The following is a 12,770-nucleotide window of genomic DNA, read 5'->3' as shown; positions in this document are numbered from 1 at the left end:
TCGATCAGTTGCGGCTGTTGAGATGCCGCACCCTTCGGAGTTGCGGAAACAGCACCGCCCACAGTCCGGCGACGGCAATCGCACCGACGCCGCCGATCACCACCGCCGGCACGGTGCCGATCAGCGCCGCCATGGTGCCGGCGCGGAACTCGCCGACTTCGTTGGAGGCGCCGACGAAGACCTGGTTGACGGCGTTGACGCGGCCGCGAACCTCGTCGGGTGTCCACAGCTGGATCAGCGTCTCCCGGATATAGACGCTGAACATGTCGGTGGCGCCGAGGCCGGCAAGGGCCAGGATCGACAGCCAGGTGATGGTCGAGACGCCGAACAGCACGGTGAAGGCGCCGAACCCGGCGACGAAGCCGAGCATGATCTTGCCGGCATTGTCGCGCAGCGGATGCCCGGCAAGCCAGACCGCGACACAGATGGCGCCGATGCCGGGCGCCGAGCGCAGCAGGCCGAGGCCCCACGGGCCGAGTTCCAGAATATCGCGGGCATAGACCGGCAGCAGCGCCGAGGCACCGGACAGAAGCACGGCGAAGAGGTCGAGCGAGATGGCGCCCAGGACGATCTTCTCGCTCCAGATGTATCGGAAGCCGGCAAACAGCGTCTCCATCGTCGGCTTGTCGGTGGCGCTCTGCTGGGCCGGTTTCGGAATGGTGAAGATCAGCAGACCGGCCACCAGCATCAGCACGGAGGCAACGGCGTAAGCGGCTTCGGCCGAGACGCCATAGAGCAGGCCGCCGGCGACCGGGCCGACAATGGTCGCCGTTTGCCAGGCGGACGAGTTCCAGGCGATCGCATTGCCGAAATCTTCCGGCGGAACAAGGTTGGCGAACAGCGACGACGAGGCCGGCCCATAAAAAGCGCGCGCCAGGCCGAACATAGCCAGCACGATGAAGATCGGCAGCGGGCTGACGAGACCGCGCAGCGTGAAGTACAACAGGACAAGCGCACAACCTGCCTCGACTACCGTCGCCAGCGCCATGATCAGGCGGCGGCCGAAACGGTCGGCGACAACGCCGGTGACCAGCACCAGCAGCAGCGACGGCAGGAACTGGACGATGCCGACAATGCCGAGATCGAAGGGATCGCGCGTCAGATCATAGATCTGCCAGCCGACGGCGACGGACACGATCATGGTGGCGAAGGTGGTCAGGAAACGCGCCGCCCAATAGCTCAGGAAGGAGCGATGGCGGAAGGCGGCGTAACGCCGGTCAGGCGGTGTATGGGAATGGGATGTCATGGATACAGGCCCCGTTGCTTGCATTGGCCGGCGGGGCACTTCCCGGAAATGGGCGCTGTTCCGGCCAATGAAACTTATCAAAGTTCGGGGCGCGTATGCGTGAAAATCGGGCCTGGATCAAGTGGTTTTCCAGCCGCTCGCCCGATTGCACGCGGACGTTACTGCCTCAGCGCGGCGGTGATGGCGTCGAGGCCGCCCTGTAATTCCGCCTCTTTCGGCCAGCCGAAACCGACGCGGAAGAAGCGCTTGGGCATATCGAACCAGTGGCCGGGACCGACATAGGTGCCGTGGTTTTCCAAGAGATTGACGTAGAAACGGTCGAGGTCGAAGTCTGGACTGACATTGAGCCTTGGAAATCCGACGACGCCGCCTTGTGGCCGCACCCAGTCGACCAGCGGCTCGCGGTCGATCCAGTCTTGCACGATGTCGCGGCGTTTCGCCATCTCGGGCAGCAGCGCGCCCAAGAAAGCGTCGCGGCGCCCCAGCATGCCGCGCGCAATGCCTTCGTCGATGACGCTGCCGCAAATGCCGATCTGCTCCTTGGCGGCGAGGAAGCGCTCCTGCAGTTCGGCATCGCTGGTGATCAGCCAGCCAATGCGGATGCCGGGAATGCCGAAGGCTTTCGACAGCGACGAGACGCTGATCGCTTTGGGGCTGAGAGAAGCCGCCGCCGGCAGGCGCTGTCCATAGGAGAGGTCGCGATAGGTCTCGTCGACCAGCAGATGGCAGCCGCTCGCTTCGGCCAGCGCAATCAGCGCGTCGAGATCGGCCCGGCCCATCATCGTGCCGGTCGGGTTGTGCGGGCAGGTGACGCTGATCAGCTTGGTGTTCGGTTGCATGCTGGCGGCGACGCGGCCGAAATCGATGGCAAAGCCTGCGTCGAAATCGAGATCGACATAGGAGATGGCGCAGCCGATCGCCTTGGGGGTCTCGATGTTGGTGGCGTAGTTCGGCCGGACGACGACAAGATGGTCGCGCTCCGACAGAAGCGAGGTCGAAATGATGAAGAGCGCGCCCGCCGCACCGGCGGTCACCAGAACATCGTCAGCGGAGATGCCTTTGTCTTGCGCCGCGATCAGCGCCCGCAACTCCTTGTCGCCGCGATGCTCGCCGTAGAACAGCGTGAGATCCGGCAGCGACAGGCCGACGTCGGAGAGTTTCTGATCGGCGATCGAGCTTTCGGAGAGATTGAACCGAATGCGATCGTAGCCGTATTCCTCCGGCGCCTCTTTCTCGATCACCATTCTGGCGTAGTTCATCGCTGCTCCCCCAAAGCAATCTCTGTGGTGTATCCAAGCCACAAAAGCACGAAGCCTGCCAAGGCTCATTCGCCGGCAGGCTTCTGTTCCAGTCGTCCAAACGATTGGCTCAGGGCCGAGGCGCTGATCCCACTCAGGCCGGAACTTTGGCCTTCCGACCCTTGGCTTTCGCCGGCGCGGCCACTGCAGCCTTGCGGCCGAGGCCGATCGACTTGGCCAGCTCGGAGCGCGACGCCGCGTAGTTGGGGGCGACCATCGGATAGTCGGCCGGCAGGCCCCATTTGGTACGATAGGCTTCCGGCGTCAGGTTGAAATGGACGCCGAGATGGCGCTTCAGCGATTTGAATTTTTTGCCGTCCTCGAGGCAGATGATGTAGTCCGGCGTCACCGACCGCTTGGGATTGACGGCCGGGATCTGCGGCGCCGCCACTGGGGCCGGCGGCTGGCTGAGCCCGCCGATCGACGCCGCAACGCTGGCGATGAGATCGCTCAGGCCGGCAACGGGCAAGCGGTTCTTCTCGACGTAAGCGGACACGATATGGGCGGTAAGCTCGAGCAGGTCGATGTCCTTGTCAGAGTCGTTGCTGTCGTCGGCCAATTTATCTCTCCGTCGCTAGGGGGGTGGCGGAAACTCCCAGAGTGGTCCCAGCGGAGCCGGAAATCCGCTCTAGTCATTTGTCTTGCCGCATATGTGCGGTTGCGCCAGATGATTCCATCCGGTGCCACCGATCTAATCGCCAAATCTGCGTAACGCAATGACTTCGTATCGCGCCACACGTCATTTTGAACAACTATACTGAATTTTAATACTATCAGACGATGAGCGCCCTGTCGCGCCATAGTCGAAAACCGCCCTCGAAAGCGCGCGTATTGTCGCCGCGCCTGGATGTGGCGGGCAATTCATCCAGTCTGTCGACATTGCCGCCGCCGATCACGACATAATCCGGCTGCAGCGCCGCACGCAGCCGCCCGACGACGTCGAAAACGTATTTGCGCCATTTCTTCTTGCCGTATTTCTCCAGGCCGCGCTCGCCGACATAATCTTCGAAACTGCCGCCCTTGCGGTACGGCAGATGCGCCAGTTCCATCGGCTGGCCGACATTGTTGAGGATCATCGCCGCGCCCAGGCCGGTGCCGAGGCCGAGGAACAGCATGCGCCCGCCATCGTAGCTGCCGATCGCCTGCAGCAGCGCGTCGTTGACGACCTTGACCGGCTTGCCGAAGGCGGCGGCAAAATCGTAGCCGTCCCAGCCCTTGCCGAGATTGGCGGGATCGAGCGAAGGCCTGTTGTGCCTGACCGGGCCGGGATAGCCCATCGAGATCACGTCATAGGGCAGCCCTTCGGCCAGCGTCTTCACCGTGGCGACCATCTGCTGCGGCGTCAGATCCGGTCCGGAATCGGCCCGGCGCATCTCGCCGCCTGCGCTGGTGAGGATTTTTACGTGCGAGCCGCCGACATCGATCGTCAGCACGATCGGTTCCGCCTTGGCCTTCGCGGGCCTGGCTGCCTTGGCCATGTCGTTTCCTCCGCTCACTTGGCGCGTTCCCCGTTTCAGGGAAACGGGGGAATGCTCCAACTCTTTGTTTTTACGCAATTCCGGACGGAAAAACCGCTCGCACTTTCCTGGAATTGCTCAAGTCGGATTGATCCAGCCGTTGGGCGGCCCGAAGCTGGCCATGGCGTCGGCAGGCCCCCAGGTCTTCGGCTCATACATATGCGGCGGCGTGGTGTCGCCCAGCACCGGGCCGACAATGCGCCAGGCAAGCTCGCTGGCATCCTGGCGGGTGAACAATTGGCCATTGCCGTTCATGGCATCGCCGATCAGCCGCTCATAGGGCGGCATGTCGCCCTTCGAATCGTCGAGCGCGGTGAGCTCGACCTGCTCGCCGACCATGTCGTCGCCGGGCGCCTTGCGTTGCGCGCCGATCGAGATCGCCACCTGCGGGTCGATGCGGAAGCGCACGTAATTTGCGTCGCTGGGCTTGATCGGATCGAAGACGTCGAGCGGCGGCCGCTTCAGCCGCACGATCACTTCGGTCACATGCACCGGCATGTTCTTGCCGGTGCGGATGAAGAACGGCACGTCCTGCCAGCGCCAGGTGTCGACCATGAAGCGCACGGCAGCAAAGGTTTCGACCGGCGAGTTCGGCTTCACGCCGGGTTCAGCGAGGTAGCCGGTGAACTGGCCGCGCACGACGTCGTCCTTGGTCAGCGTGCGGATGGCGCGCAGCACCTGCACCTTCTCGTCGATCAGATCGTCGGCCGAGCGGCCGACCGGCAGTTCCATGGCGAGCAGCAAAAGGATGTTGAGCAGATGGTTCTCGATCACATCGCGGATAGCGCCGACATCGTCATAGAATTTGCCACGGCCTTCGACGCCGAAGTCCTCGGCCATGGTGATCTGTACGCTTTCGACGAAGTTGCGGTTCCAGATCGGCTCGAGAAAGGAATTGGCAAAGCGGAAATAGAGCAGGTTCTGGATCGCCTCCTTGCCGAGATAGTGGTCGATGCGGAAGATCGACTGCTCTTCGAACACCAGATGCAGCACGCGGTTCAGCCAGCGCGCCGATTGGAGATCGTGGCCGAACGGCTTTTCCACCATCAGCCGCGCGCCATGCGCGGTACCGGATTGCTCCAGCCCCTGGACGACGGTCTCGAACATGGTCGGCGGCACCGCCATATAGTGCAGCGGCCGCTGCGCCGAGCCGAGCGCCGTCTTCAGCTTCTCGAAGGTCGCGCCGTCGCGGTAGTCGCCGCTGACATAGCGCAGCAGACTGGCGAATTTGGCGAAGATCTTTTCGTCGATCTTGCCGACATCGTTGACGATGCCGTCGCGGGCCCGCGCCTGCAATTGGTTGATGTCCCATGCATCGAAGGCGACGCCGATCACCGGCTCGGTCAGCGTCCCCTTGGCTACCATCTGGTAGAGGGCCGGAAATATCTTCTTGTGGGCAAGGTCGCCGGTTGCTCCGAAGAGCACCAGCGTGTCGGACCGTTCCGGGCTCATCTTGCGCGTCTCCCCTGCGGCCTTCACTTGCCGGCCTTCGGCTTTTCGACATGGCCGCCAAAGGCATAGCGCATGGCCGACAGCAGCTTGTCGGCGAATTCGGATTCGCCCTGCGAGGAGAAGCGGTCGAACAAAGCCGAGGACAGAACCGGCGCCGGCACGCCGGTGTCGATCGCCGCCTTCAGCGTCCAGCGGCCTTCACCGGAATCGGAGACGCGGCCGCCGAACTGGGCCAATGCCGGGTCGCTCTTCAGAGCGCCGGCGGTGAGGTCGAGCAGCCAGGAGCCGATCACACTGCCATGGCGCCAGACCTCGGCCACCTGCGGCAGGTCGATGTCGAACTGATAGTATTGCGGGTTTTCCAAAGGGCTGGTCTCGGCGTCGGCAGTGCGCTGTCTTTTGCCGGCATTGGCCGATTTCAGGATGTTCATGCCTTCGGCGTAGGCGGCCATGACACCATATTCGATGCCGTTGTGGATCATCTTGACGAAATGGCCGGCGCCGCTCGGTCCGCAATGCAGGTAGCCAAAGGGTGCGGTCCCGCCCGCCTTGTCGGGCGTGGCGCCGGCATCGGCGCCGGGCGCCAGCGTGGCGAAGATCGGATCGAGGTGTTTGACCGCCGTATCGGGGCCGCCGATCATCAGGCAGTAGCCGCGCTCCAAGCCCCAAACGCCGCCGCTGGTGCCGACATCGACATAGTGCAGGCCCTTGGCCGCGAGTTCGGCCGCCTGGTCGACCGCGTCGTGATAATAGGAATTGCCGCCGTCGATGATGATGTCGCCGGGTTCCATCAGCGCCGCCACCTGGTCGGCGATCTTGCCGGTGATCGCCGCTGGCAGCATCAGCCAGGCGCTGCGCGGCTTGGAAAGCTTGCCGACGAACTCCTCCATCGATGCGGCGCCGATGGCGCCATCGGCAACCAGGCCGGCAACGCTTGCCGGGTTGATGTCGTAGACGACGCATTCATGGCCGTCGCGCATCAGGCGGCGCACCATGTTGGCGCCCATCCTGCCTAGTCCCATCATTCCGATCTGCATGGTCTTGTCCTAGTCGCTTGAGGAAAGAAAATTGCTGGCGAGTTAGTTCTCAATGCCGACGGTGAAGTCGACATTCTCCCAACGGTCGCCGTCGGGCCAGAAAAAAGTGAAGACGATCGTATTACCTCGCGGAATATCGGCCACCGGCAGATCCGCCAGATGGACGCAAAAGACATTCACGGAAGTGTTGATTTCATGGCTGGTCTGCCACTGGTCGCCGCTCCAGCGGATCAGTGCCGGCTGCAGCAGTTCAACCCGCAGCGTCTTGCCGGCTTCCATGGTGCGCAGCCTGTTGTTGAAGCGCCATATCCTCAGCGGCGAGCCGGTCTTGTCCCTGACATAGCGCTTGACGCCTTGCGGCGGCATGTCGAAGACGGCGCCGTCGCGGAGCGAGCGCAACAGCTTGATGTGTTCCGAATGCGCCCAGACCAGCGGCATGGCGCTGCCCGACGGCCTGCCCAGCCACAATTCGCGCTCCGGTATGTCGGCGCGGTCCCAGACCTGTTCCGGCAGCAGACCGCCCACGCCAGCCGAAGCCTCGAATGTCCTGAGCAGGCTTGCCGCCTTGTCCTTGTTACCGGCGGCCAGCTCGTAGTGGGCGCGTTCGCCGGCCAGCAACGGCCAGGGCCGGCCCTGGCCGTTGCCGTCGAAGGGCGCGCCGTCGGCGTGTTCGCCATAACCGTCGCTGGTGTAGCGATACCAGAGAGGCCCTTGCGGCAGGTCGCAGCGCAGTTGCGCGTCTATGATCTTGACCGTGCCGACGATGCGCGGATCGTCCGCGGCCCTGAGGCCGAAGCGGACCAGCGCCAGCGCGTCCGGGCTGACAATCGCTTCGGCCGGCTTGTCGGTATCGCCCGGCGGACGGTTCTTGATCGGTACGAAGCCGTCCTTCGGCGATGCGGCGCCTGAACCGTCGGCCGGCGCGATGCGGATGTAGTAGCCGTCGACGCCAGCCTCGTGGCACTGCGGTGTGCCGTTGACATAGGTCCAGCGCTCGATCTGGTCGTTCCAGCAATCCGCGACCTCGCGCAAATAGTTAGCCGGTTCCGGTTTGCCGTCAACGTCGAACAGATCGGCGGCGCCAAGCAGTGCCGATATTTCGACGGCGAGCGTGAATGGGCTGTAGCCGGCATCCTCTTCCCAGCGGTCCTGCCCGGTGACGGGACCATTGCGCACGACATAGGACGCGGCCTTCTCGATCATCGGCATGAAGGCGGCGAGCTTGGCGCGCGGCAGGTGGCCGGCGCGGTGCAGCGCATCGGCAAGCAGCAGCGGGAAGGCGCATTCGTCCATCTGGATGCCCGGCCAATAGAGCGAGCCGTCGAGCCACACATTTTGTGGCCAGTGGCCGTCCGGCTGCTGGATGGAACGGAGATAGGCAAGGATCTCAAGCGCCTGCGCCGGATCGCCGGCGGCGAGGAAGCCGCCCGCGGTTTCCACAAGGTCGCGCGGCCAGACCAGATGATAGCCGCCAAGGTCGTCGTCGCCCTTGCTGAACCCCCAGGGGATCGACAGGCTGGCGACGGCCGCACCGGGCCTCGCCAGCGACAGGTGTGTCGCCAGCACCGCTGTGCTGACGCGGTAGGTGTTGAGGCCGGATGCATCATGGTGGTCGAGCGCCGTCAGGCCTGCCTGCCATTTCCGCCATTTCGCGACATAGGCCTTTGCCGCCGGCTCAAAACCGCGTTTCAGGCTGGCGGCGGCGTTTTCGGCCGCTTCATCCGGCGTTGCCCCAAACCCAAGCGCAAGCAAGGCTTTGCTGTTGCGTAAGGAAAAGCCGATCTCGCCGGTCAGCGCGACATTGCCGTCCTCCGCCCTTTGGCAGGCCGGATCGAGCCGGCCGGCGCGGCTGAGTTGCTGCCAGCCGTCGGAAAAGCCTGCATAGCCGGCCGAGCAATCACCCCAGGGCAGCGAGGATGCAAGCGCCAGGCAGGTGCCGCGCCCGGACGCGAACAGCATCGGCCTCCCCTTGTGCTCGTCGGTCCAGGCGGTGTTGCCCATGCCGGCACTGACCAGATGCGGCGCCAGCAGGGCGTAGACGCGGTAGTCCGTGGCCACGCCCTCGAGTGCCGTGAAGCTGGTTTCCTGCAGCAAGGCCGGGCGCGCCGGATCCGCCAGGATGCGCTTTTCGATCTGGTAACGCGCCGTCGCGTTGATCAGCCGGTAGGCGGGCACGCCGTCCTCGAACGGCTCGATGGCATGCGTGGCGTCACGCTTCTCCTCGGAGAACCAGCCGCCGGGACCGGTGACCAGCAGTCCCATGTCGCGCGTGCAGGCGCTGTCGAGGCCGGGATAATAGACCTCGTTGACGATGCCATGGCTGAGCGTGAACCAGACGCGGCTCGCCGGCGAAAGCGCGGCACCTACGCCGCTCTTGGCGCTTGACGTCCAGCGCGCCGGAATTCCGGGGGCGCCCATTCTTTTGGGTGCACTGGGGGGAAGGGTCGGCGGCATCGCTGCCATGCATGGTCTCCTGGACCCTTCCCTAGACCAGCACGCGAAGGCTTTTCAACCGCCGCACCTGAAGTTGATCGTCCAAGCGTGATCGATCGCAGTTGACAAGCGGGCGTATCTGAATTTGTCTGACAATAGATAAAAAACAGGCAGACAACGCCAAAACCATCTGCAACAGTCGGCGGGGCCGACAATCTATGGGAGGATTATGACATGAAGACACTGCTCGTCCTGAGCGCTCTGGCGGCGATGCTCGCCTCGGGCACGGCGCTTGCCGACACCAGCGGCAAGAAGATCGCCTTCTCCAACAATTACGCCGGCAATTCGTGGCGCCAGGCGATGCTCGACAGCTACGGCATCGTCACCAAGAAGGCGGTGGAGGATAAGATCGTCGGCGCCGCCGACATCTTCACCACCGCCGACAAGGAAGTGCCGACCCAGGCTGCCCAGGTGCAGAACCTGATCCTGCAGGGTTATGACGCCATCGTCATCAATGCCGCATCGCCGGATGCGCTGAACGGCGCCATCAAGCAGGCCTGCGATGCCGGCATCGTCGTCGTCTCCTTCGACGGGACCGTCACCGAACCTTGCGCCTACCGCGTCGTCGTCGACTTCAAGGACATGGGCAAGCAGGAAGTCGAGCAGATGGCCAAGTTCCAGCCCAAGGGCGGCAATTTGCTGGAAATCCGCGGCCTTGCCGGCACCTCGATCGACGATGCCATCCATGCCGGTATCTTGGAAGGCGTCGCCGCCCATCCCGAGTTCAAGATCGTCGGTTCGGTGACCGGCGACTGGGACCAGACGACGGCGCAGAAGGCGGTCGCGACGATCCTGCCTTCGTTGCCCGACATCGTCGGCATCGTCGACCAGGGCGGTGACGGTTATGGCGCGGCACAAGCCTTTGCCGCCGCAGGCAAGCCGCGTCCGACCATCATCATGGGCAACCGCCAGGACGAGCTGAAATGGTGGAAGGAGCAGAAGGACAAGGATGGCTACCAGACCTGGTCGGCCTCGATCGCGCCCGGCGTGTCGTCGCTGGCCTTCTGGGTGGCGCAGCAGGTGCTCGACGGCCGCACCGACATTCCGCATGACCTTTTGGTGCCGTATCTCGCCTTTACCCAGGACAATTTCGAGACCGAGCTGCCGAAAATCAAGGAGGGCGGCGTCGCCACCCACGAATACAGCCAGGAAGACGCAATCGCGGCGATCAAAGCCAATATCAAGTGATGCATTGCATTCATTGCCAGCGGCATGACCGACCGGATATCGTTGAGCATGCCTGAGGCCAATACGGACATCATCAGACTGGGCGGCGCCGAAAAACATTTCGGCGCCGCCCATTTGGACATCATCAGGCTGAACGGCGCCGAAAAACATTTCGGCGCCGTTCGGGCGCTTAACGGCGTCGACTTCCATGTTGTATCAGGCGAATGCGTCGGGCTGGTCGGCCACAACGGAGCCGGCAAATCGACGCTGATGCATATGGTGGCCGGTACGCTGCAGCCCGATGGCGGTGAGATCGCGGTGCGTGGCAATGCCGAAACCGACTACTCGGTGGCGCGCGCGCTGAAACTCGGCATACGCTGCGTGTTCCAGGAACTGTCGCTCTGCCCTAACCTCAGTATCGCGGAGAATACGCGCATCAACCATCCGGCGCTCACCGGCTTCGGCTGGCGACGCAAGGCGGCTGCTCTCATTGCCGCCAAGCTGGACGAAATCTTTCCGGATCACGGCATCTCGGCAGACGACATTGCCGGCGATCTCTCCATCGGCCGGCGGCAGATGGTCGAGGTGGCGCGCGCCTTCACGGTGACGCGCGATCCGCTCGACTTGGTCATTCTCGACGAGCCGACCTCTTCGCTGGACGCGCATACTGCGGGCCAGCTGCTTGCCTTCGTGCGCCGTTTCGTAGCCACCGGGGGCAGCTGCATCCTGATCTCGCATGTGCTGGGCGAGGTGCTGCAGAATGCCGACCGCATCGTGGTCATGCGCGACGGCAAGGTGGTCGCCACGGACGTTGCAAAAGCGTTCGACCGCGACCGGCTGGTGGCCACCATGGGCGGCGCGGAAGCGCGCGAGAAGATCGCGGCGGAGATCGCCGCCAGGCCGGCGGCGGGCCCGCTCAGGGTGCGGGCGCGGCCCGAGCGGCAGCAGGACGGCAAGGAGCTTGTCGCTCGCGCCGGCGAGATCATCGGGCTTGCCGGGCTTGCCGGCCATGGCCAGACCGACCTGTTGCTGGCGATCTTTGCCGCCGCGACGCGTAGAAGGCTTGATATCGAGGTGACCGCCCCGGTGGCGCTGGTGGCCGGAGACCGCCAATCGGACGGCATTTTCCCGCAATGGTCTATTGCCGAAAACATCGGCATCCGCTCGCTGGCGCGGCTGCGCAAAGGGTTGCTGATCTCGCCGCAGCGCGAGGCCGAGCTTGCTGAGTTTTGGAAGCAGAAGATCGGCATCCGCACGCCTGACATGACCAACAACATCTTCTCGCTGTCCGGCGGCAACCAGCAGAAGGCGCTGTTTGCCCGCGCACTGGGTTCCGATGCGCAGATCGTGCTGATGGACGATCCGATGCGCGGCGTGGACATCGGCACCAAGCTTGAGGTCTACGATCTCGTGCGCGAGGAGGCGGCCAAGGGCCGGACCTTCCTCTGGTACACCACCGAGACCGAAGAGCTCGACAATTGCGACCACATCCATGTCTTCAAGAACGGCCGCATCGTCGCCAATCTCACGCGCGACGAGCTGACCGAGGAAAAGATCATCCAGTCCTCATTCGGCGACGCGGCCTGAGATGACGGCAGTCGCTCCCGGCCCTACGTCCTCGCCGCGCAGCAGCGCGGCCCGCGCGCGCCTGCTGCGCAGCCTGTTGCCGGCGCTGTCGCTGGCGCTGGTGGTTATCGCCATCGCCTGGCTCAACCCACGCGCCATCAGCTATTTCGGCTTCAGCCTGATGTTGAACCTCGCTATTCCGATCGCGCTGGCGACGATCGCCCAGATGTTCGTCATCGCCGGCAATGAGCTCGATCTGTCGATCGGCACCTTTGTCGGCTTTGTCGGCTGCGTCACCGCGACCTGGCTGAAGGACGCGCCGCTGCTCGGCGTGATCATCCTGCTCGGCTCCATAGGCGTTTATGCGCTGCTCGGCGCACTGATCCATCTGCGCAATCTGCCGTCGATCGTGGTGACGCTGGGCATGAGCTTCGTCTGGCAGGGGCTTGCCATTCTGGTGCTGCCCAAGCCCGGTGGCAAGGCGCCGGACTGGCTCTTGTCGCTGATGGCCTTCAAGCCGCCCTTCATTCCGTTCCCTATCATCGCCGCGCTGGCGATCGCAGCGGTGGTGCATTTTGGGCTGATGCGCACCTCCTATGGCGTCATCCTGCGGGGATCCGGCGGTAATCCGGCGGCGCTCAGGCGCGCTGGCTGGTCGCTGCTTCGAACCAAGATCGTGCTGTTTGCGCTGACCGGCCTATTCGGCGTTCTGTCCGGCATGGCGCTGATCGGCATCACCACCTCGGCCGACGCCAATATCGGCAATGGCTACACGCTGCTGGCGATCGCCGGCGTCATTCTCGGCGGCGGCGAGTTCGTCGGCGGCCGGGTGTCGCCGATCGGCGCCGTGCTCGGCGCGCTGACACTGGCGCTGGCGGCATCGCCTCTGCTCACCTTCATGCACATTCCGCCGGATTGGCAGGTCGCCGCCAACGGCGCCATCCTGATGATCGTGCTGGCAGCCCGCGTCCTGATCAGCCGCAGGGAGAGGTAG

Annotated in this window: 10 protein-coding genes; 3 read left to right on the top strand and 7 right to left on the bottom strand. The window is 64.0% G+C overall.

All coding sequences use genetic code 11. From position 1 onward, the window contains the following. Nucleotides 1-4: 4 nt before the first annotated feature. The 7 genes from NKJ78_RS16180 to NKJ78_RS16150 all read right to left on the bottom strand — a co-directional run bounded on the left by NKJ78_RS16180 (nt 5) and on the right by NKJ78_RS16150 (nt 9,013). A complete protein-coding gene (locus tag NKJ78_RS16180) occupies nt 5-1,246 on the bottom strand; it encodes an MFS transporter (RefSeq protein ID WP_023730214.1) in 1,242 nt (413 codons plus the stop codon). A gap of 158 nt (nt 1,247-1,404) precedes the next feature. Next, the gene (locus tag NKJ78_RS16175) at nt 1,405-2,505 is read right to left on the bottom strand and encodes an aminotransferase class I/II-fold pyridoxal phosphate-dependent enzyme (RefSeq protein WP_023736801.1); all 1,101 of its coding nucleotides are present in this window, start codon (nt 2,503-2,505) and stop codon (nt 1,405-1,407) included. Between the two features lie 133 nt (nt 2,506-2,638). Further along, nucleotides 2,639-3,103 (bottom strand): Ros/MucR family transcriptional regulator, encoded by a 465-nt coding sequence (locus tag NKJ78_RS16170; RefSeq protein ID WP_023687743.1) that lies wholly within the window; start codon nt 3,101-3,103, stop codon nt 2,639-2,641. 214 nt (nt 3,104-3,317) lie between these two features. Next, entirely contained in the window at nt 3,318-4,022 is a 705-nt protein-coding gene (locus NKJ78_RS16165) for an ROK family protein (protein ID WP_023737961.1), read from the bottom strand. Nucleotides 4,023-4,139: 117 nt separating this feature from the next. After that, complete coding sequence (zwf, locus tag NKJ78_RS16160; protein ID WP_352562506.1) at nt 4,140-5,513, bottom strand: glucose-6-phosphate dehydrogenase; 1,374 nt, start codon at nt 5,511-5,513, stop codon at nt 4,140-4,142. A gap of 23 nt (nt 5,514-5,536) precedes the next feature. After that, entirely contained in the window at nt 5,537-6,550 is a 1,014-nt protein-coding gene (gnd, locus tag NKJ78_RS16155; protein WP_023694463.1) for a phosphogluconate dehydrogenase (NAD(+)-dependent, decarboxylating), read from the bottom strand. Nucleotides 6,551-6,592: 42 nt separating this feature from the next. Next, nucleotides 6,593-9,013, bottom strand: coding sequence for a glucan 1,4-alpha-glucosidase (locus tag NKJ78_RS16150; protein WP_031242798.1), 2,421 nt, complete (start codon nt 9,011-9,013; stop codon nt 6,593-6,595). A 204-nt stretch (nt 9,014-9,217) separates the two neighbouring features. On the opposite strand from NKJ78_RS16150, the gene NKJ78_RS16145 reads away from it, so the two are divergent. The 3 genes from NKJ78_RS16145 to NKJ78_RS16135 are packed head-to-tail and all read left to right on the top strand — an operon-like array spanning nt 9,218 to nt 12,770. After that, nucleotides 9,218-10,231: an ABC transporter substrate-binding protein gene (locus NKJ78_RS16145; protein ID WP_023670464.1), complete on the top strand. Its 1,014-nt coding sequence runs from the start codon at nt 9,218-9,220 to the stop codon at nt 10,229-10,231. A 48-nt stretch (nt 10,232-10,279) separates the two neighbouring features. Next, entirely contained in the window at nt 10,280-11,797 is a 1,518-nt protein-coding gene (locus tag NKJ78_RS16140; RefSeq protein ID WP_023732918.1) for a sugar ABC transporter ATP-binding protein, read from the top strand. A gap of 1 nt (nt 11,798) precedes the next feature. Next, entirely contained in the window at nt 11,799-12,770 is a 972-nt protein-coding gene (locus tag NKJ78_RS16135; protein ID WP_352460302.1) for an ABC transporter permease, read from the top strand.

It is taken from the genome of Mesorhizobium sp. M0037 (assembly GCF_040323635.1).
Taxonomy (GTDB): Bacteria; Pseudomonadota; Alphaproteobacteria; order Rhizobiales; family Rhizobiaceae; genus Mesorhizobium.
Note: the sequence above shows the minus strand (reverse complement) of the source record. Positions and strands in the feature narration are given on the sequence as shown.

What these genes read in the sequence shown, in the direction of transcription:
- NKJ78_RS16150 (WP_031242798.1), bottom strand. Translation starts at nt 9,013, where the DNA reads ATGGCAGCGATGCCGCCGACCCTTCCCCCCAGTGCACCCAAAAGAATG.
- zwf (WP_352562506.1), bottom strand. Translation starts at nt 5,513, where the DNA reads ATGAGCCCGGAACGGTCCGACACGCTGGTGCTCTTCGGAGCAACCGGC.
- NKJ78_RS16140 (WP_023732918.1), top strand. Translation starts at nt 10,280, where the DNA reads ATGCCTGAGGCCAATACGGACATCATCAGACTGGGCGGCGCCGAAAAA.
- NKJ78_RS16135 (WP_352460302.1), top strand. Translation starts at nt 11,799, where the DNA reads ATGACGGCAGTCGCTCCCGGCCCTACGTCCTCGCCGCGCAGCAGCGCG.
- NKJ78_RS16145 (WP_023670464.1), top strand. Translation starts at nt 9,218, where the DNA reads ATGAAGACACTGCTCGTCCTGAGCGCTCTGGCGGCGATGCTCGCCTCG.
- NKJ78_RS16175 (WP_023736801.1), bottom strand. Translation starts at nt 2,505, where the DNA reads ATGAACTACGCCAGAATGGTGATCGAGAAAGAGGCGCCGGAGGAATAC.
- NKJ78_RS16180 (WP_023730214.1), bottom strand. Translation starts at nt 1,246, where the DNA reads ATGACATCCCATTCCCATACACCGCCTGACCGGCGTTACGCCGCCTTC.
- NKJ78_RS16165 (WP_023737961.1), bottom strand. Translation starts at nt 4,022, where the DNA reads ATGGCCAAGGCAGCCAGGCCCGCGAAGGCCAAGGCGGAACCGATCGTG.
- gnd (WP_023694463.1), bottom strand. Translation starts at nt 6,550, where the DNA reads ATGCAGATCGGAATGATGGGACTAGGCAGGATGGGCGCCAACATGGTG.